The sequence below is a fragment of the Bacillus sp. FSL R5-0659 genome, from assembly GCF_038008785.1.
Taxonomy (GTDB): Bacteria; Bacillota; Bacilli; order Bacillales; family Bacillaceae; genus Bacillus; species Bacillus safensis.
In genome coordinates this window covers 1250380-1268278 of sequence record NZ_JBBOZU010000001.1, presented here as the reverse complement: position 1 = coordinate 1268278, position 17899 = coordinate 1250380, and the positions used below count along the sequence as shown (strand labels likewise).

Below are 17899 nucleotides of genomic sequence, written 5' to 3'. Positions count from 1 at the left end.
TGTTTAGCCAATGATGACGCGCTCTTTCGGATAATGATAATTCGCTTCGCTTTCTCTTCGGCCGATTAAATATAAAAAGCTTGGAATACCGATCCGTCCAATAAACATGACAATCATGATGATACATTTACCAAACACAGTGAGATCTGAGGTAATCCCAAGCGACAGTCCCGTTGTTCCGAAAGCAGAGCAAACTTCAAATAAATTTTCAAGAAGTGTATTATGCTCTGTTAAGGATAACAGGAACGTAGCGCCAAAAACCAAAATAAAGGCCATCATGGTCACCATAAGGGATTTATTAATATCCGCTTGATGAAGCTCCCTCTTGAAGATTTTTATGGACTTATTTCCCCTAGCATAATGAAACAATGCGAGTAAATTAAGGGCAAACGTAGTTGTCCGAATTCCGCCCCCCACAGAGCTTGGGGAAGCCCCTATAAACATGAGCATACATAAAAATAAAAGCGTCGGTTCGGTCAGCTGCGTAATATCTAACGTTGTCAGCCCCCCGCTTCTTGTTGCAGTCGATTGAAACAAAGAGTAAAACAAGATTTCGTGCCAGCTTTTCCCTACGAAGCTAAACCCGGCTTCAAGTGCATAGATTCCAAGCGCTCCAACAACGACAAGACCGCCAAACGTGAGCGTTGTGATTTTTGTAAACAATGAGAACGATGCGTGCTTTCGGTCCTGATTGAACAAATAATCCTTCACTTCCACGAGCACAGGAAAACCAATCGCTCCAAAGATGATCAGCAGCATTGTAATAAACTGGACGAAATAATCATCTTTGTAAGGGATAAGCGAGCTCCCCGTAATATCGAAGCCCCCATTGGTTGTCGCACTAATACTCGAGAAGAAGCCATGTAAGAAAGCTCCTTGCACATCATAATATTTGAGAAAATACATGCTTAATATCAGCCCGCCGACAAACTCAATCAGTAAAATTAAATATAAGACCTGCTTCATTAGTTTCACAATTCCAGATAAATTGCTCTGGTTTTGATCTGCCATGATAAGTTTTCTTTCTTTAATTCCAATTCTTTTTCGCATGACAAGCCATACGAAGGTACCGAGCGTCATAATGCCAATGCCTCCGATTTGCAGAACAAACGCAAGGATCCACATCCCTGTCACACTAAATGTTTGTGAGGTGTCGACAACAGTCAGTCCTGTGACACTTACAGCGCTCACCGCTGTGAATAAGGCATCAATGAATGTCCATTTGACTCCCTCTTGATGAGCCACTGGAAGGCTGAGAAGAATAAGCGACACGGTTACAGCAAGAAAATAATAAAGGGCAATCAACTGAAACGCTGACAGCCGGTCAATTAGCTTTTTTATAGGATTCATCGTCATTCCTTCTTTTATCTATCTTTTCGAATACCTTTATCATTTTAATGAAAAGAGACATGATTTTAAAGCTATTTTATGCTTTATTTTCTTTTTCATCAAAAAGAAAAAGACATCCTGTAAAAGAATGTCTTTTCGTCCTTCTTATTTTGCTTCTAGTCTTCTGATTCTTTCGTTTAAATCAGGGTGTGTTGAGAAAAGAGAAGCTTTTCGTTTACCGCTGATTTTCAGCGTAGCGACTGCTGTTTGATCATCATCTTTGATTCTTGACGTGTACGCCTCAAGTGAACGAAGCGCATGAATCATTTTATCTTTACCTGCAAGGTCGGCTCCGCCGCGGTCTGCATGGAATTCACGGTGTCTAGAATATGCAAACACGACAAGGCTTCCTAGGATAGAGAAAATGATTTGGAAAACAATCACAGCGATAAAGTGAACAATCGGCACAAGTTCTTCACGTGAAACAAAACGGCTTGCGATCCATGCCGCAATTCTTGAAAGGAAGACAACGAACGTGTTGACGATTCCTTGAAGCAGCGTCATCGTCACCATGTCACCATTAGCAACGTGAGCAACTTCGTGGGCGATTACACCTTCAACTGCTGCATCATCCATTTCATGAAGCAATCCAGTTGATACCGCAACAAGTGATCTTCTCTTAGAAGGACCTGTTGCAAATGCATTTACTTCAGATGATTGATAAATACCAACCTCAGGCATTTTAGAAAGGCCTGCTGCTCTTGAAAGTCTGTGCACGCGGTCAACAAGCTGCTGCTCATCATATGTTAATGAATCCTTTTCTGGATTTAACACACGTACACCCATCATCATTTTTGCCATCCAACGAGACATTGCAAGTGACATAAACGAGCCAACAAAACCAACAACTGCACTGAATACAAGAAGATAAAGGATATCAAGTCTTCCGTCTGCTCCTATATAAGAACCAACACCAGTTGCTGCACTAATAACCGACAGTACAATACCAATCGTAGTGATAACAAGAATGTTCGTTAATATAAACAGAAATATTCTCTTACCCATACATAACCTCCGCTGTCATATTAAGTTCAAATGAACTTATTAATAAAATTATAAAAATAAACGTCTCAAATTGCAAGGAAAAAGGAATCACTTTCTCTGTTTATCATAACGGCTAAAGCCCCGTCACATCAATATTTACGACATTTTCCCCAGCATAAAAGTGAACAAATTGTGACGCGCCGGCTTTGATTTTGAGTTTATTTTGCATTTTCATCAAAAAGAGACTATGATGTTGAATTAGATCAATAATCACGTTTTGACGTACAAATGAGGTGGAACATGGTTACTTTTAAATTAACGAGAATTGACATGACAAGACTTCTGTATTCTCTAAAAGGAGAGGGAGATCTGACTCCGCTTCAGCTTTTGAAACTATCTGTAAAAAATGGCAAGGATCATGACTATGATGAATTAAAGATCCCGTCTTTTTTTGAGAAGCTTGAACGGCGGAAGCAAAAATCAGAGCATGGTCTTTCTACAAATGAAATTGTTGAGCTTGGCAACTTGTGTGAGCTGACTTCTCTTAAATCGACGGCGATTCAAAATTGGATCAAACGTGATATTAAAGATATGATTGGCCATCCAGAGCTTGGCAAAAAATACTCTATTGATCAGGTCGTTATTTTATTAATTGTCAGGGATTTAAAATCAGTTTTTGACTTCGATACCATTCGTATGATCTTATCTGCCTTATTTAACACCATCACAGATCGAACAGATGATATTATTAGTCCAATCCGTTTTTATGAAGCATATGCGCACGTCCTTGATTTTATTTATCACCATACACAATTTCCATTAAAGGAAACAAATTTACGAGAAATAACCGAAGAGCAGACAGACAAGCTCCATGACGAGTTTACAGAATTGACGAAGAGCCAATGGCATTTGATTAAAGGGATTATCAGTTCTACCGTCTTCTCTGTCTTTACTTCTCATTTGCAAAGCACAGCTCAAGAAATGATGTATAATACGCTGCAGCTGAATAAGGGATAAATAACAACCGAGGTGACTTCCATCACCTCGGCTTTTTTGTACAGCAATTGCCAGCATAATTGCACGCCGTTTTTTTCAAAATAAGAAGGCGCAACAAACATGAGGTGAAAGGAGGAATATGACATGGCAAATCGAAATCAACTTCTTGTTCCTGGAGTAGAACAAGCTTTAGATCAATTTAAATACGAGATCGCGCAAGAATTTGGCGTCACTCTCGGTTCAGATACAGTCTCACGTGCTAACGGTTCTGTTGGTGGTGAAATCACAAAAAGACTCGTTCAACAAGCTCAATCACAAATGGGCAATCAATCTAAATCATGACATGGTGAAATACGCCGGAGCTATTCTGGCGTTTTTTTATTGTTCATATGTGTGCTCATGCCGGTTCTCGCGATAAGGAAACGGTGCACCTTTCCCTTTTTGCTTTGCATGTTCTCTTTTTTGTTCAGCGGAAGGATTGTTCAGATCCCTGCCGTTTTTTTTTGCGTGTTTTTCCGCATCACCACGTGATGGACCGTTCCAGTGTCTTCTTTCATCACGATCAGTTGAGTGATTTTTTTTTTGCTCTTTATCAAAAGAAGGAACCTTTTCTTCCTTTATTTTGTTGTCTTTGCTTTCATCCTCAGGTTTTTGAGGCTTTTGAACAGATCCTTGCTCTTCCCTCTCTGCTTCCTTCTGCTCTTTGTCCTCAGCTTCTGGAGCCTCTTGATCTGGCTGCATCTCTTTGCTATCGTCTATTTTTACGTCTTCTTGTTTGTCTTGATCTGCTTGTTCTTCATCATGTTTCTTAGGATCTTCTTCCTTCACAGCATCGTTCTCTGCTGCGTCTTCATCCTTTTTGATATCTTCATGTTCTTTGTCTTGCAATTCTTGATTTCTAATATATGTTCCTGTTGAAATGCCTGCCTTTTGAGCTTTTTCTCTTGTTTCCAGGTCACTTTCCACAGTTTCCAGCTTATAATTGCGTTTTTGATATTCACCAGAAATGGTGTTAATTTTGCTTTTTACGTTTGTTTTATATGTATTGTCCTGCTTGTTTTCATAAACGGTTGAAATATAAATACTTTTAGAGTCGTTCACATATCCTTTTTTGTCACAGTCATCTATAATTTCCTGCACGACTTTGGTCATGTCGTTTTTTTCTAAATCCTTCATACTCGCCAGTACTTGCTTCGCATCTTTATTCAGCGGTGTGACACCGATCACTTGATAATTGTGATCAAGCTTCAGCTCAAAGCTTGGGTTAATGTCAATTGTCATATACGCATATGCTTTTTGACTTGAGAAAGATGGCATCATAGTAAAAATTACGACAATAATCGCTGCTATTGATAGGATTCCTGCATTTAAAGGACGTAAACGAAGCAGGTCAAAAAAACCGGCTCTTTTTCTTTCAAGACGTGATTCATTTGGAAATGTCACTTCTTGGCCGATTTCATAGTTTTGCTCTTCATATTTTGTCCGCAGAAATTGTCCATCAGGGGTCAGCAGCGTGACATATTTTTTGTTTTTCTCTACTATAATGCCTCTTCTCATGAATTAAGCACCCCTTTAAGGTAATCTTTCAAATACACATAATCACCTGTCATAATGATCGCCATCGCAATGATATATTTTCTATTTCTCTCAATCGTTTTGCGGCTGACTTCCACTAGCTTTTCCAGCTGTTTGACCGGCAATTGTTTTTTCTGAAATAAAATCGTTCTCAGCTCATCGTGTTCAACGAGTGTATGGGCTACTTTAATCGCATTTTGCCTGGCATCGGCATGCTTTGGTGAATGCTCAAGCAGCTCTTGAAACGTGAGACCGTATACTTTCAGTCGTTCTTTAAAATGTTCAATCTCTTCTCTTCTATGTTCTTGTTCAATTAAACGCCTATATTCATTTGCAGAGAGCTCTGCTTCAATCATGCTTTGAGAGTATTCGCCATTCTCACTTTCTTGCAGGTCCATTTGAACCGTTGGCGCATTTCTTGCTTCTTTACGAATATAGTCAATCACTTTTCTTTTAATAATTAATTCTGCGAAAGCAAGCAGTGAGTTTCCTTTTTCGGCAGAGTATTTTTCTATCGCTTCATTAAAGGCAATTAAGCCTATGCTGAATTCATCATCTTTTTCATCTATATATCGTTTACAAACGGATGAAACCGTCTTAGCGACAAATGGTTTGTATTGCTCTATTAATGCATTTTGCAGTTCGCTATCACCTTGTTGAATACTGATAGCCGACTGCTCTAATGTTTGCTTTTTCTTTCCTTTTTTAAACAAAAGGCTAAGCAATGGTTTCACCTCAGTTCTCCCTATATTACTCATTTATGATAGCTAATTTATGAGGGAAGCGCAAAGGAAGAAATGAGGAATTCATTTCCTGTTACTCAATTATGACATGTATGTCATCATCTACTTTACAATGTTTCGTCTAAAAGCAAAGAAATAAGGGGGTATCTCCCCCTTATTTGTAATATACGTGTTATGAAAATGAAATGATATTTCTTTCAAAAAAACTACTCTCCCAGGCGCGCCTCTTGTTTCTCCTCGTTTTCCTGCCCGCCTTTTCTTGATGGACTTGATAAAAACCAGCCAAATGCTGCAATTGCGAGAAGCACGGTCCAGAAAATGATTTTCCATAATGCTGAATGGATAAAATGAGATGATACGACTCCAATAGCTGGATGTGACAGTGTATAAAGCGTGAGCTTCACACCCACCCATCCGACAATGACAAATGCTGCTGTTTCTAGGCTCGGTCTTGTTTTGAGCAGTTTCACAAAGACCGTTGCTGCAAATCGCATAATGACAAGACCAATAATACCACCTAAAAGAATGACAATAAATTGACCGCCATCGAGTCCACCGATTTGCGGAAGACTTGTTTTCGGCAATGTCACAGCTAAAGCAACGGCTGCTAAAATGGAATCAACAGCAAAAGCAATATCGGCAAGCTCTACTTTCACGACTGTTGCCCAGAAACCGCTTTGCTTCATATTTGTTTCAGTTTCCTTTTTCTTAAATACGTGCGATTTTAAAATATGGTGAATGGAAATATAAAGAAGATAAATTGCACCAATGGCTTGAACTTGCCATACATCCACTAAAAACGAAATAAGAAACAGAGAACCAAACCGCATGACAAACGCACCTGCAAGTCCGTAAAACAGTGCCTTTTTTCTTTGTTTTTCAGGAAGGTGTTTGACCATCACGGCCATGACCAGCGCGTTATCAGCTGCTAAAATCCCTTCTAATCCAATAAGTACGAGCAGAACCCACCCGTACTCTAAAATAATGGCTGCATCCATCATCATTCCTCCTTGTTTTTTTATCTATTGTCCCACAACAGACAAAGGCTTATGAATGCAAAAAAGACCTTTGCCTGTAATGGCAAAGGTCTTGCTAGACATGTGATATGTAGAATCATGCCAACAAAGCCGATGAACATCAGTCCATGTAATGACGACTTTGTTTCCGGTAAAAACCGGACGCTACTCCCCTTTGGCGGGATTTAGAATATTTAGATTACTTATATCTTAATCAATAGACACTGGATTGTCAACAGGTGAAATTCACTTCGATCCATTGATTAGGCAGTTGGCGTTTCTGTTTTTCTTTTTCTTCGTTTTAGCAATAAGTAGAGAACAAACAATAACACCACACCGATCCCAATTGGTAAAAGATATGGATCTAAGATGGCGCCAACCTCTTTCCAGTTCTCTCCGAGCATAAATCCAAGATACACATACACAAACGTAATTGGTGTAATTGCCAAAAACGTATACAGGCAAAAGACCCACACATTCATCTTGGCAATACCGCACGGGATGGAGATAAGTGTTCTGACTCCTGGTATGAACCGGCCGCTGAATGCGACGAATCCGCCATGCTTTTCAAAGAAAGCATCCGATTTATCAAGCGACTCAGGTTTTATAAAAAAGTACTTTCCATATTTATTTAAAAAGGGTCTGCCGCCATAACGTCCTAACCAGTACAAGGTCAAAGGACCAGCCACGCCGCCAATGGAGCCGGCCGCCACAACACCGATAAAAGCCATGTCCCCTTCTGAGACCCAGTAACCCGCAAGGGGCAAAACCACTTCAGCAGGTACAAATTCAATGCATAATGCGAGGAAGATGCCAAAGTATGACAAGTTCTTAAAGGCATCAGCTAAAGAAATAATAAAATCTTCGATGTTTATCAATCCCTTTCAAACATAATCATTTGACTGATTCTATCTCTTTTAGAATCACACCATATATTAAACGAATAAAACCGAAGAAACGATTCGCTTTTCGTCGTTTTTTTACATTAAATTTGATTTTACTATAAAAGAAGGGTGAAAAAAACGTTGATTATTGTATTTAAGTGAAGGAAAGGTGAACACAGAAGCCATTCGATCCGATATATTAAGTATATGTCTGTTTTAAAGTACTGGAGGTTTTCTTACATGACCCATTTAACAGGAAGCTACAATGGATGGCTTGTCTTTCTGTCAATCGCTGTCGCCGCTGTTGCCTCCTACTCAGCTCTTCATATAGCCAGCAGGGTAGCACAATCAAGCGGTGCAAAGAAAAAGGTATGGCTGCTCATTGGTGCAATGATCATGGGAATGGGGATATGGTCGATGCATTTTATTGGCATGATGGCATTTCAAATGCGTGTTGGCATCACATATGATACATACTTACTGATTTTATCGATTTTGGCCTCATTTATCGGATCCTTGATCGCTTTTTCAATATGCATTCAAAAGCAGCTCTCTAGAAGACGGCTGCTCATTAGTTCAATCACCATGGGTTCAGCTATTTGCAGCATGCATTATCTTGGAATGGAATCAATGGCCAATGTCTCAATCAGCTATGATCCAGTCCTCTTTTTTCTTTCGTTTTTCATTGCTGCCATTACCTCCTACTTCTCACTGAAGCTCTTCTTTCGTGTTGACCGCACTAAAAGTAAACGGGAGAATTATCTTTTAAAGGGTCTTGGTTCAATGTTGATGGGCGGTGCTATAGCAGGTATGCATTATACTGGTATGGCTGCCTCTACCATGTTTTATCATACAAATGGACAGACCGCTGAAGGTGGTTTTTTTGAAATGTCGCCATTCAGCCTGTCGCTTTTCATCGGATTGATGACACTGATTGTCCAAACGCTGATGATCTTTGGTGCCTATATTGATCACCGGATCATGACACAGTCAGATCAGCTGAAGGAAAATGAACAGCGGTTTCAATCGCTGATCAAGCATAATATAGACGGTATTATCGTGTTATCTGTCCATCGAAAGGTGCTTTCTGCAAATGACTCAGGTAAACAAATCTTAGAGTTGTGCAATTCTAAGATTGGTGATGATGTCAGCCAATATGTGATGCCTACTGAATTGTGGGAAGAATTTATTTCTCAGTCAAAAAAAGCCATTACACGCGAAGCAGAACTGAAAGCAGCAGATCGTTTTTATTATTATCATGTCACTTACATACCTGTCCATGTAAACAATTCACTCGACAGCATTTATCTTGTTTTAAAAGATTTAACGCAGCAGCGGATAGCAGAAAAAGAAATTCATGTGATGGCACATTATGATGCATTAACAGAGCTTCCTAACCGCCGCCACGGCATTAATCATTTAAATGATGTTCTCTCCGCTCAAGAAAAGTCAAAAACATCAACAGCGGTTCTGTTTCTTGACTTAAATCGTTTTAAAATTATTAATGATGCACTTGGGCATAACATCGGAGACTTACTGCTGAAAGCTGCCGCAAATAGACTGACGCAATGTTTACCGGACAATGGCTTTATCGCAAGACTTGGCGGCGATGAATTTTTAATGATCTTTCCTCACATGGATCATGATACATATAAAGTCGAACAATTTTCTAAAAATATCATTCATCAATTTGAACGTCCTTTTTTCATCCAGAACCATCAACTCATTACATCGATCAGCATTGGGATCGCTATCTCTCCGCAAAATGGCAAAGACGGAATGGAGCTGATGAGAAAAGCCGATATGGCCATGTATTTATCCAAAAAACATAAGCAAAGCCGTTATGAGTTCTTTACCGAATCCATGGAAAGATTGAGTGAGGACAGGTTAAACCGGGAGCTGGAACTGAGGGATGCCATTCAAAGAGAACAATTTGTCCTTCACTACCAGCCGCAAGTCAGTGCCAAAACAAGAAAGATGACTGGGGTTGAAGCCCTTTTAAGAATGAAGGCACCAGATGGTTCCTTAAAGTCACCTGAGGCTTTTATTGAGCTGGCAGAGGAATCAGGACTGATCATCGATATTGGCAGATGGGTCATTGATACGGCTGGCAAGCAGGCAAAAAGGTGGTATGACGATGGGCTAAAGATCCCTGTGGCTGTGAATTTATCTGCGAAACAATTCAATTCTGAAGACTTAATTGATTTGATCAAGCTGACACTGAAAAAATACGACCTGAAACCGTCCCTTTTGGAGCTTGAAGTCACAGAAAGTATGACAATGGACAATATCAAGCAATCAAAACAAGTGCTAACATCGCTAAAAGAGCTTGGCGTCCGCATTAGTATTGATGATTTCGGTACAGGCCACAGCTCATTAAGCTATTTAAAGGACTTACCTATTCATCGACTGAAAATTGATAAATCCTTTATTGAGGATATTTTAAGTGATTCAAAGTCAGAACAGATTACAGGGGCTATTATAGCGATGGGACACCAATTATCTCTCGAAGTGATAGCAGAAGGTGTTGAAACATTTGCACAGGCCCAGCTATTATCTGCCCAGGGCTGTGACGACCTGCAAGGGTTCTATTATGCCAAGCCGCTGCCAGCAAGCGATATTGAAAAATTCATCGCCTATCCGGCGCATCTTGATACATAAAAAAGGTACCAATCATGGCACCTTCCAGTGTGCAGACAAACCCTCGCATTCGGTGTCAGTCCTGCGTGCCGGTGCTCACGAATGCTCAATTCGCTCCGCTCCGGTACTCGTCCTTCCTAGACTTCAAAGGTTTTCTGTCACGCTGAGCTGAGAAGAAGACAAAGGGCTAAAATAAAGATCACTTTAGCCCTTTGTCCACAATTGAAAAGGTGCCAATCATGGCACCTTTTCGTTTTATCTAAATAATAAATGCTGACTGTGAATACCTGCTTTTTTCAATAGACTAATCAATTGCTCTTGTTCTTCACGCGTCAGACCAGAGAATGCACGCGCAATCCGAAGAGAGTGGATCGGATAAATCTTGTCAAGATAACTTCGCCCTTTATCCGTTAAATGGGCATAAACCGAACGTTTATCCTTAGGGTCCTGTTCTCTTTCAATGAAACCATTTCGTTCTAATTTGTCAATTACGTACGTCACATTCCCGCTGACAAGCAGGAGTCTTGAGCCGATTTGCTGAAGCTTTTGAGCACCTCTCGTGTACAGTAATTCAAGTACGGCAAATTCAGTTGGATTAAACCCATGCTCTTTGCTGTCTCTAATACTGTGTTCTGAAACGCTTTTAAATGCTCTTGCAAAAACCTTGTAAAGCGTCATTGAGCGTTCTACTTCTTCTTCATTAAACGATAGTCTCATCACATATCTACCTCTTATAATATTTTTTTAACTTCAAGGCTGTCTTGCGGTGCAGTTGGAGCCTTTCGTAAAAAATAGAAGTACGTTTTTGAAAACCCTTTCAACCACATAAGTGACTCCATTCGTGTTATGTATAAGTTTTCGATATAAACTTTTAAAATCCTTCTTATTTTTCACAATCATCTCGAAAAAAAGCTTTTTCAGCAAACCATCAAGATGCGACACACTTTAACATAATCTGTAAAGAATCTATGGTTTCTCGCACTTCATTCGCCAAATTTCTACAAAATTCAATATTGCTATAATATTAAACACAAAAAAAGAACCCTTTATGTGACATACGCACATTTCAAGGGATTTTTACAAACAGCGCTCTGTTTTGTTGAAAAAGAAATGATACTCTTTTTTTAAGTCACTAATTGTCATGTTCTTGGCCGCATCAGGGCTGTAAACCCCTAATGAACATAGCTGCTTCGTATAATAATGTCTTTCTTTTGCTAAAGCTTCCTTTAATATACGCCGCACCGATTATCCCCTCCTATCAAGTGATTTGGATCGGGTGCTTATGAAGACCTCTTATACAAATCATTTTGCATGGCTCTTAGAAGCGCATGTGCATTCTGACCCGCAGCCTGCATGAATTGCTCGAGCAATTCATCCCTCTTCACATCTAATGCGATGATTTCTTTTGCCATACGAATGATCTGTGCTTGCTCCATTATATGCTCCTCCTCCTATGTCAACTCACCATGATTATATGCCGACGTAAGATGCATTGCACATTTCCTGTTATCTTTCCTTCCATAGTTTTTTCATTTTTTTCGTTTTTGTGTTATATTTTCTAACAAACGATAGGTTTTTTTACTTCTCGTTCTATATAATATGAAGAAAAGACTTGCAGGGGTGAGTATATGACGCAGGAAGATGTATCTTATAAAGATAAAAAAGTCATTTCAATCGGGATTGTCAGTGAGTTAACAGGGCTTTCCGTCAGGCAAATCCGATATTATGAGGAACGCAAACTCATTTACCCCCAGCGCTCAACAAGAGGCACACGGAAATATTCTTTTGCAGATGTTGAACGTTTAATGGACATCGCCAATAAACGAGAAGACGGTGTGCAGACAGCTGAAATTTTAAAAGACATGAAGAAAAAAGAACAAGCGCTAAAAAGCGGACAATTTAAGAAAAAAATGCTGGAAGGCCAGATTAATGCACACTTTCGGTATAAAAATCGTTAAACAAAAAAGAATCGCTTATTCTTTAAAATCAAAGCTTTGTTCGTATTGATTGTTGCAATTGCTGAATGAAAAAGAGACAGCGATTGCTGCCTCTTTTTTAACTAACGCACCTGTTAAGTGCAACGAGTTAGTGTTCATCGATTCGCTCAGGAATCGAAACGGTTCGTTCATTGACCACATTCCCAGTGTTTAGAGTTGTTTTAGGTTCAATTAATAACAAATGAACTTCTTCTTCAGCAATTGGCTGATGTTCAATTCCTTTAGGAATCACAATAAACTCCCCTTCATTAAGAGCTATTTCTTTATCCCTGAAACGGATGACCAGCTTCCCTTTACATACAAAAAACATTTCATCCTCGTCATCATGGTGATGCCAAATGAATTCACCTTTAACTTTTACCATTTTAATGTATGAATCGTTCAATTCTCCGCTTATTCTAGGATTCCAATAATCATTTATTTGCAAAAATTTCTCTTGGACATTCGTCTTTGAAATCAATAGATTCCCTCCTCATTCATTGGAAACGTTTGTTTTTCTTTTCCTAGATAAAATTCCCTACCTCACCATCCTCCTCATGATCAGATACCAAGGGACACAATTAGCATCAACCTCTTATATCTTTAAGTTTACTTATTCCATTGGATCACGTAAAATCAAAAAATAATGTATAGTTGATCACAATTTGTGATGCAAAAAGGAGAGTTATTTTGGATATTAAATCTTTGGAAGTGTTTAAAGCCGTTGCAATTGAACAAAGCATCACAAAAGCGGCACAGAAATTGAATTATGTGCAGTCCAATGTTACTGCACGAATCCAACGTCTTGAACAAGAATTAGGAGTTCCTCTTCTCTATCGATATCATAAGAAGATATCTTTAACACCTGCAGGACGCGAACTATTGCCCTATGTAAACAAATTACTCTACGATTTCGAAGAAGCGATAGAGGCAGTAAAGCTTTCCTCTACTCCGCGGGGAACTTTACACATTGGATCTATAGAGTCAACCGCTTCTACAAGATTGCCAAAAATTTTTGCCGAATATCATAAGAATTTTCCACAAGTAGAATTGAGTATGTATATGGCACCTACAGTAGATCAAGTTAATGCTATTCTCAACTACAAGGTAGACGGCGCATTGGTAGATGGGCCCATTCTTCATCCGGAAATTATGGAGTATCCTGTATTGGACGAATCCCTGGTCCTGATTACAAGCTACTCCTCGGAGCAATTCCAGGTAGAATCAATTTTACACGAACCATTGCTCTCGTCATTCGCTCATTGCATCTATTTAGGCCGTTGGCAGCAATGGCTAGAGAGCAGTGGCTATCCTCCTATGAAGGTAATGGAATATGGTACTTTAGAGGGCGTGCTTAAATGCGTTGAAAACGGTCTGGGAGTTACCGTATTACCAAAATCTATGGTTGAATCCCGGGTGCAAGGCGGCTTTACCTGTCATCCATTACCGGAGCCACATAGAATAGTACCCACTGTGTTTATAAGGCGCCGCGATTCTTACATGACCAGTGCCCTCTCACACTTTATGGAGTTAATGGGTATAACTGATTTGTGATAAAAAAGAGGATAGGAGAGCTAATTTTTGTCGGCTCTTCTATCCTTTTAAATATACCTTGACTTTTATTTAGAGGATGCCTCAGACCCTTCAACAACCCCTACAAAGTCAATTCGCACACCGCCTCTTTCTGGATCTTCTTTCACCCGCAGGGCAAGTGCCTTTTTCTTCCCGGTTTTTGCATCTTCATAATTCGCATGGAACACATGAATGCTGGCTTCTTCTAATTGAAAGTCCTCATAAGAAAGTGTGTCTATGCCCCATTCTTTTTTCAATTTCAGAATGTCATTTGGGCTCGGGACCGCACCTTCGACGTAGACGTCTTCCATTTTTCTTTTATTTCCTTCAGTGATGGCTTCAAGCATATGCTCTGCAGCCACTAGCCTCCGGTCTTTCCCCTCGTCTTCCCTTTGACATGCATTCAGCAAAAGCAAACACATCAAAATGAATAAAAACTTCTTCATGTTTCTCTCCCACCTTCTCCTTAAAATGTAAAGGATGGAAGCGCTATATGCAATCTTTATACAAAAAAAGACTGTAAAACGTCATGTTTTACAGTCTTAGATTGTGGACAAAGGATGGTCCTTTGTCTACCGTTCAGCGCGATCTGAAAACCTTTGAAGTCTAGGAAGGACGAGTACCGGAGCGGAGCGAATTGAACATTCGTGAGCACCGGCACGCAAGGACTGACACCGAATGCAAGGGTTTGTCAGCGCGCTGAGACTGTAAAAACGTCATGTTTTACAGTCTTCTTGCTACATAAGTGTATGGAGGAATGCTGTCGCAATTCCAAAATAGATGAGCAGTGATAAAATATCATTCAATGTTGTAATGAGCGGCCCAGATGCAATAGCAGGGTCGACGTTTAATCTGTGTAAAATAATAGGCACGATCGTACCTGCCATCGTTCCAATAATCAGTGTGGCAAGTAGTGAGGACCCGACAACAAAACCTAAAATCATATTGCCCTGCCACACCATTGCGACGACTGTAATAATGATGGAACAGACAATCCCAATGTAAATACTGGTCCGGAGCTCTCTAAAAATTAGGCGCATAATGGTTTTTTTTGTTAATTCTTCTTTTGAAAGTCCTCTAATGACGACCGCTAGCGACTGTGTCCCTGTATTCCCTGTCATCCCAGCAATCATTGGCATGAAGAAAGCTAAGGCGACGACTTGCTGAAGGGTATCTTCAAAGTAATTTAAAATACTGCCTGAAATCAGCCCAATGAATAAAAGTAAAATGAGCCACGGGAGACGGCGGTATGCTGCAACAAAAGCGGGCGTGTCGAATGTAATATCTTTACCGGAGGCTGCGAACTTCTCATAGTCTTCTCCTGCCTCTTGGATGACGACATCAATGATATCATCGACTGTGACGATTCCGACGAGGACATTGTTCTCTTCCACAACAGGAATGGCAAGAAAATCATACCGTTCAATCAGCTTGGCGATTTCTTCCTGATCCTGAAAGGCCCCAACGGCAATGACTCTTGTAAACATAAGATCCTGCACTTTTTCATCTGGTTCACCTAAAATGAGATCGCGGTACGACAGAACCCCTACAAGCTGCTTTTGATCGTTAATAACATATAAATAGTTGATCGATTCTGCAATTTCAGCAAAGCTTTTCAGCTTCACAACTGCGTCCTGAACCGTATAGTGCTGAGGAATCCATACGTACCGGTTGGTCATAATCCGGCCTGCTGTCTCAGCAGGATAATTCATGAGAAGCTGGACGGCCTTTGATTCCTCTGCCTCCATGTTTGATAAAAGCTGATCTTTCAGCTCATCATCCATTTCATCAAACAAGTTGGCTAGGTCATCGTTATCCATTTTGTTTGTGACGAAGGTGGCTTTGTCTTTCCCTACTTTTTCAAGCACAATTTCTTGGTACTCGCGCTCAAGCTCACCCATCATTTCCGTCACATCATCGACTGTTAAAAAGCTAAGGAAGCGGCCGCGGTGTTTTTCTGGAAGTTCTTTAAATAAATAGGCCATATCATATGGCTGAAGTTCTTCCATAATGTTTTTGAATTCTTTGCGTTTGCCATCTCTTAACAAAATAATGATTCTTAAAATGAGTTCATCGTACGTAATGTTCTGTATCATCGCTGTTACCTCCCCAAAATCAGGAGATACCCGAATCCCTTAGAATGTGCGGGGGTCAGGATCTCCTCTGTCTGATGCGTCAATCTGATCTTCTGACATACTCTCTATGTGTCTCGAATCGGGATGATCCATCCCCACACCTCCTTTTCTCATAAAAAAGCACCTTCAACCGAATGAAGGCGCTTTGTAAGCATGACAAAATAAACACTTGCTCCTTCAATCGTAGAGCTTTAGCACTGTATGGCATAGGATAAAATCCAGCTGCATTAAAAATCACCTTATGTCGATGATTTCTGTTGACCCATTGGCGTCTTTGGACATTTTTGGGCAGCAGCGTATCTCCATACAGGAGCCTCACCTAACGAAGTCTCATATTGTTAACACACTGAGATTACAGAAAAAGCGGAATGATGTCAATAAGCAAGATGCCAAGTATTCTTATGTATTCGCTTACTTTTTAAAAAAAGAGCGATGGACAGCTCTTGCCATCGCCCTTTCCTGTCTTTTTATTCCTCTTCCGGCTGATTCATATCCTCTTGGGAGAGGAGATGAAAGGAATCATGCAAAAACAAAGCATATCCTTCTCCATCAGGATGCGGAACGTATTCCGCATAATCCATTGTCTGCTCTTCTTCTTTTTTCTTCATATTCTCTCGCCTCCTTTCCCGTAGTTTGTCCCAATGAAAAAACCTTACACATGAAAGTGTAAGGTTTGGTGATGGCTTAATCATCCCATTCTTGCTTCAGGATTTTGCCCGTTTTAGCGGAAATCTCAAAATCAACTTCTTCGCCGCTAGGTGTTGTGATTTCAACTTCATAGATGTACACACCATTTTCTTTATCTAGATCAGAATCGGTGACTGTGCCTTTTACTTTTGCAAGAGCAATTTTTTCAGCTTGTTTTTTCGTGATCTTCACATTCTGTTTCTTTTCTTTGACTGGATCATTCAGCGCTTTTCCAGTTTTTGCATCGACATATACTTTATATTCAAAGCCGCCTTTTTTAATCTCGACCTCATACACCCATTTTCCTTTTTTACGCTCAAGATCCACATCGTCTACATAGCCTTTCACCACTTTTAAGGCTGCTTTTTCAGCTTGTTTCTTTGAAACAAAAGACGATTTCTTTTGCACGACTTGCTCGGCGTTTGCTGTTTGATTTGTATTTTGCGCTTGAAGTGTGAAACCACCTGCGACAAGAGTTCCCGTTAATGCAGTAGCTACTAGTACTTTTTTCATCATGTTCATTTCCTCCTCTTTTTGATTTCTTCTATATCTTAAGAAAACAAGATGATAAAGGAAGGAAAGAAACATGAGAATATCATGAGAAAAGGATTAGTTTTCGTACGTAATGCCCTCAATGTCTCCTGTATAGGCGTTCACAAGCACCTCTGCCTCTCTGCCGTCAGGCAAATCCAGCTCCACCTCAAAAACGAGCATACCGCTGAATGTTTCAAGATCGGCATCATCCACTGTTCCGCCAACTTCTTTGACGGCAATTTGGATGGCTTCCTCGACAGTGATTTTTGTGAGCTTCTTTTCTTTAGAGGTTGGTTTTTTCTTTTCTGCTTCAAGCACCTTGAATGACTGTTTGTCGACCTCGACTTGATACAATTCTTTTTTTGATTGGATGGTAAAAATAAAACGATCTGTCGTCTCTTTTTTTTGAATGACGGTTCCGCTCACCTTTTTAACAGCCGCCTCTTCTGCCTGGAGCTCAGCATTTTTTTCATTCGGCTTCTGATAGCTTTTTAACTGTCTAATTTCTTTCATTTGACCGCTTGAAGAAGATGCAATGATTTGGTAGATGCCATTTGCATTTTCCAGCGTCAATGTATAGTCCTGTTTATGGTTGATTAGATCAATATGTGTAATGTTTCCATTGTAGTCTTTTGAGATCATTTTTTTCATTTCTGCTTCACTTAATATTTTATGATCAATGGTTTGGATCATGAGCATTGCAAAGGCCGCAAGAATTGCAAGACATCCTGCGAGCGCAAGCACCATTTTCGTTTTTCTAGACATGCA

General features: G+C 40.0%; 20 protein-coding genes and 2 riboswitches. Of the genes, 5 read left to right on the top strand and 15 right to left on the bottom strand.

Features of this window, described 5'->3' with window-relative positions; genetic code table 11:
* Positions 1 to 3: 3 nt before the first annotated feature.
* Together NSQ72_RS06385 and htpX are read right to left on the bottom strand one after the other, a co-directional pair.
* The gene (locus tag NSQ72_RS06385; protein ID WP_151284234.1) at positions 4 to 1350 is read right to left on the bottom strand and encodes a TrkH family potassium uptake protein; all 1347 of its coding nucleotides are present in this window, start codon (positions 1348 to 1350) and stop codon (positions 4 to 6) included.
* Between the two features lie 144 nt (positions 1351 to 1494).
* Positions 1495 to 2394 (bottom strand): protease HtpX, encoded by a 900-nt coding sequence (gene htpX, locus NSQ72_RS06380; RefSeq protein ID WP_144464785.1) that lies wholly within the window; start codon positions 2392 to 2394, stop codon positions 1495 to 1497.
* A gap of 279 nt (positions 2395 to 2673) precedes the next feature.
* On the opposite strand from htpX, the gene NSQ72_RS06375 reads away from it, so the two are divergent.
* The gene (locus tag NSQ72_RS06375; protein ID WP_144495079.1) at positions 2674 to 3390 is read left to right on the top strand and encodes a DUF1836 domain-containing protein; all 717 of its coding nucleotides are present in this window, start codon (positions 2674 to 2676) and stop codon (positions 3388 to 3390) included.
* 123 nt (positions 3391 to 3513) lie between these two features.
* Positions 3514 to 3711, top strand: a complete 198-nt coding sequence (locus NSQ72_RS06370; RefSeq protein ID WP_034281522.1) for an alpha/beta-type small acid-soluble spore protein — start codon at positions 3514 to 3516, stop codon at positions 3709 to 3711.
* Positions 3712 to 3747: 36 nt separating this feature from the next.
* On the opposite strand, the gene NSQ72_RS06365 is transcribed toward NSQ72_RS06370, so the two are convergent.
* The 4 genes from NSQ72_RS06365 to NSQ72_RS06350 all read right to left on the bottom strand — a co-directional run bounded on the left by NSQ72_RS06365 (position 3748) and on the right by NSQ72_RS06350 (position 7581).
* Positions 3748 to 4926, bottom strand: coding sequence for an anti-sigma factor domain-containing protein (locus NSQ72_RS06365; RefSeq protein ID WP_341083622.1), 1179 nt, complete (start codon positions 4924 to 4926; stop codon positions 3748 to 3750).
* The gene (gene sigI, locus NSQ72_RS06360; protein WP_039178045.1) at positions 4923 to 5678 is read right to left on the bottom strand and encodes an RNA polymerase sigma factor SigI; all 756 of its coding nucleotides are present in this window, start codon (positions 5676 to 5678) and stop codon (positions 4923 to 4925) included. The genes NSQ72_RS06365 and sigI overlap by 4 nt, the downstream gene beginning before the upstream one ends.
* 215 nt (positions 5679 to 5893) lie before the next feature.
* On the bottom strand, positions 5894 to 6685 hold the full coding sequence (locus tag NSQ72_RS06355) for a TerC family protein (protein WP_064498365.1): 792 nt from the start codon (positions 6683 to 6685) through the stop codon (positions 5894 to 5896).
* 33 nt (positions 6686 to 6718) lie between these two features.
* A riboswitch (yybP-ykoY riboswitch) is annotated at positions 6719 to 6889 on the bottom strand.
* Between the two features lie 77 nt (positions 6890 to 6966).
* Positions 6967 to 7581 carry a DedA family protein gene (locus NSQ72_RS06350; protein ID WP_039178042.1) on the bottom strand — a complete coding sequence of 205 codons (615 nt, stop codon included), beginning with the start codon at positions 7579 to 7581 and terminating at the stop codon, positions 6967 to 6969.
* A 246-nt stretch (positions 7582 to 7827) separates the two neighbouring features.
* On the opposite strand from NSQ72_RS06350, the gene NSQ72_RS06345 reads away from it, so the two are divergent.
* Positions 7828 to 10248, top strand: coding sequence for a bifunctional diguanylate cyclase/phosphodiesterase (locus tag NSQ72_RS06345; RefSeq protein ID WP_341083620.1), 2421 nt, complete (start codon positions 7828 to 7830; stop codon positions 10246 to 10248).
* Between the two features lie 234 nt (positions 10249 to 10482).
* On the opposite strand, the gene NSQ72_RS06340 is transcribed toward NSQ72_RS06345, so the two are convergent.
* From NSQ72_RS06340 to NSQ72_RS06330, 3 genes are all read right to left on the bottom strand, one after another.
* On the bottom strand, positions 10483 to 10947 hold the full coding sequence (locus NSQ72_RS06340; RefSeq protein ID WP_095408317.1) for a MarR family winged helix-turn-helix transcriptional regulator: 465 nt from the start codon (positions 10945 to 10947) through the stop codon (positions 10483 to 10485).
* Positions 10948 to 11304: 357 nt separating this feature from the next.
* On the bottom strand, positions 11305 to 11469 hold the full coding sequence (locus NSQ72_RS06335) for a hypothetical protein (RefSeq protein WP_024426818.1): 165 nt from the start codon (positions 11467 to 11469) through the stop codon (positions 11305 to 11307).
* Between the two features lie 38 nt (positions 11470 to 11507).
* Positions 11508 to 11663 carry a hypothetical protein gene (locus NSQ72_RS06330; RefSeq protein ID WP_099663201.1) on the bottom strand — a complete coding sequence of 52 codons (156 nt, stop codon included), beginning with the start codon at positions 11661 to 11663 and terminating at the stop codon, positions 11508 to 11510.
* A gap of 192 nt (positions 11664 to 11855) precedes the next feature.
* On the opposite strand from NSQ72_RS06330, the gene NSQ72_RS06325 reads away from it, so the two are divergent.
* Positions 11856 to 12185, top strand: coding sequence for a MerR family transcriptional regulator (locus NSQ72_RS06325; RefSeq protein ID WP_024424656.1), 330 nt, complete (start codon positions 11856 to 11858; stop codon positions 12183 to 12185).
* A 127-nt stretch (positions 12186 to 12312) separates the two neighbouring features.
* Here NSQ72_RS06325 and NSQ72_RS06320 read toward each other — a convergent pair whose 3' ends face one another.
* Positions 12313 to 12684 carry a cupin domain-containing protein gene (locus NSQ72_RS06320; RefSeq protein ID WP_341083617.1) on the bottom strand — a complete coding sequence of 124 codons (372 nt, stop codon included), beginning with the start codon at positions 12682 to 12684 and terminating at the stop codon, positions 12313 to 12315.
* Positions 12685 to 12893: 209 nt separating this feature from the next.
* Between NSQ72_RS06320 and NSQ72_RS06315 the strand changes: the two genes are divergently transcribed.
* Positions 12894 to 13757 carry a LysR family transcriptional regulator gene (locus NSQ72_RS06315; protein WP_047202741.1) on the top strand — a complete coding sequence of 288 codons (864 nt, stop codon included), beginning with the start codon at positions 12894 to 12896 and terminating at the stop codon, positions 13755 to 13757.
* A gap of 65 nt (positions 13758 to 13822) precedes the next feature.
* Here the strand turns inward: NSQ72_RS06315 and NSQ72_RS06310 are convergent, their stop codons facing one another.
* The 5 genes from NSQ72_RS06310 to NSQ72_RS06290 form a co-directional block, all read right to left on the bottom strand.
* Positions 13823 to 14221: a hypothetical protein gene (locus NSQ72_RS06310; protein ID WP_059376903.1), complete on the bottom strand. Its 399-nt coding sequence runs from the start codon at positions 14219 to 14221 to the stop codon at positions 13823 to 13825.
* A gap of 291 nt (positions 14222 to 14512) precedes the next feature.
* A complete protein-coding gene (gene mgtE, locus NSQ72_RS06305) occupies positions 14513 to 15871 on the bottom strand; it encodes a magnesium transporter (RefSeq protein ID WP_039178033.1) in 1359 nt (452 codons plus the stop codon).
* Between the two features lie 208 nt (positions 15872 to 16079).
* A riboswitch (M-box (ykoK) riboswitch) is annotated at positions 16080 to 16244 on the bottom strand.
* Between the two features lie 133 nt (positions 16245 to 16377).
* Entirely contained in the window at positions 16378 to 16518 is a 141-nt protein-coding gene (locus tag NSQ72_RS06300) for a hypothetical protein (RefSeq protein WP_180272400.1), read from the bottom strand.
* Between the two features lie 76 nt (positions 16519 to 16594).
* Positions 16595 to 17113 (bottom strand): PepSY domain-containing protein, encoded by a 519-nt coding sequence (locus tag NSQ72_RS06295; protein WP_039178030.1) that lies wholly within the window; start codon positions 17111 to 17113, stop codon positions 16595 to 16597.
* Positions 17114 to 17206: 93 nt separating this feature from the next.
* Positions 17207 to 17896, bottom strand: a complete 690-nt coding sequence (locus NSQ72_RS06290) for a PepSY domain-containing protein (RefSeq protein WP_039178029.1) — start codon at positions 17894 to 17896, stop codon at positions 17207 to 17209.
* Positions 17897 to 17899: the final 3 nt, after the last annotated feature.

What these genes read in the sequence shown, in the direction of transcription:
- NSQ72_RS06355 (WP_064498365.1), bottom strand. Translation starts at nt 6,685, where the DNA reads ATGGATGCAGCCATTATTTTAGAGTACGGGTGGGTTCTGCTCGTACTT.
- NSQ72_RS06370 (WP_034281522.1), top strand. Translation starts at nt 3,514, where the DNA reads ATGGCAAATCGAAATCAACTTCTTGTTCCTGGAGTAGAACAAGCTTTA.
- htpX (WP_144464785.1), bottom strand. Translation starts at nt 2,394, where the DNA reads ATGGGTAAGAGAATATTTCTGTTTATATTAACGAACATTCTTGTTATC.
- NSQ72_RS06295 (WP_039178030.1), bottom strand. Translation starts at nt 17,113, where the DNA reads ATGATGAAAAAAGTACTAGTAGCTACTGCATTAACGGGAACTCTTGTC.
- NSQ72_RS06330 (WP_099663201.1), bottom strand. Translation starts at nt 11,663, where the DNA reads ATGGAGCAAGCACAGATCATTCGTATGGCAAAAGAAATCATCGCATTA.
- NSQ72_RS06310 (WP_059376903.1), bottom strand. Translation starts at nt 14,221, where the DNA reads ATGAAGAAGTTTTTATTCATTTTGATGTGTTTGCTTTTGCTGAATGCA.
- NSQ72_RS06345 (WP_341083620.1), top strand. Translation starts at nt 7,828, where the DNA reads ATGACCCATTTAACAGGAAGCTACAATGGATGGCTTGTCTTTCTGTCA.
- mgtE (WP_039178033.1), bottom strand. Translation starts at nt 15,871, where the DNA reads ATGATACAGAACATTACGTACGATGAACTCATTTTAAGAATCATTATT.
- NSQ72_RS06375 (WP_144495079.1), top strand. Translation starts at nt 2,674, where the DNA reads ATGGTTACTTTTAAATTAACGAGAATTGACATGACAAGACTTCTGTAT.
- NSQ72_RS06290 (WP_039178029.1), bottom strand. Translation starts at nt 17,896, where the DNA reads ATGTCTAGAAAAACGAAAATGGTGCTTGCGCTCGCAGGATGTCTTGCA.
- NSQ72_RS06300 (WP_180272400.1), bottom strand. Translation starts at nt 16,518, where the DNA reads ATGAAGAAAAAAGAAGAAGAGCAGACAATGGATTATGCGGAATACGTT.
- NSQ72_RS06385 (WP_151284234.1), bottom strand. Translation starts at nt 1,350, where the DNA reads ATGAATCCTATAAAAAAGCTAATTGACCGGCTGTCAGCGTTTCAGTTG.
- NSQ72_RS06365 (WP_341083622.1), bottom strand. Translation starts at nt 4,926, where the DNA reads ATGAGAAGAGGCATTATAGTAGAGAAAAACAAAAAATATGTCACGCTG.
- NSQ72_RS06325 (WP_024424656.1), top strand. Translation starts at nt 11,856, where the DNA reads ATGACGCAGGAAGATGTATCTTATAAAGATAAAAAAGTCATTTCAATC.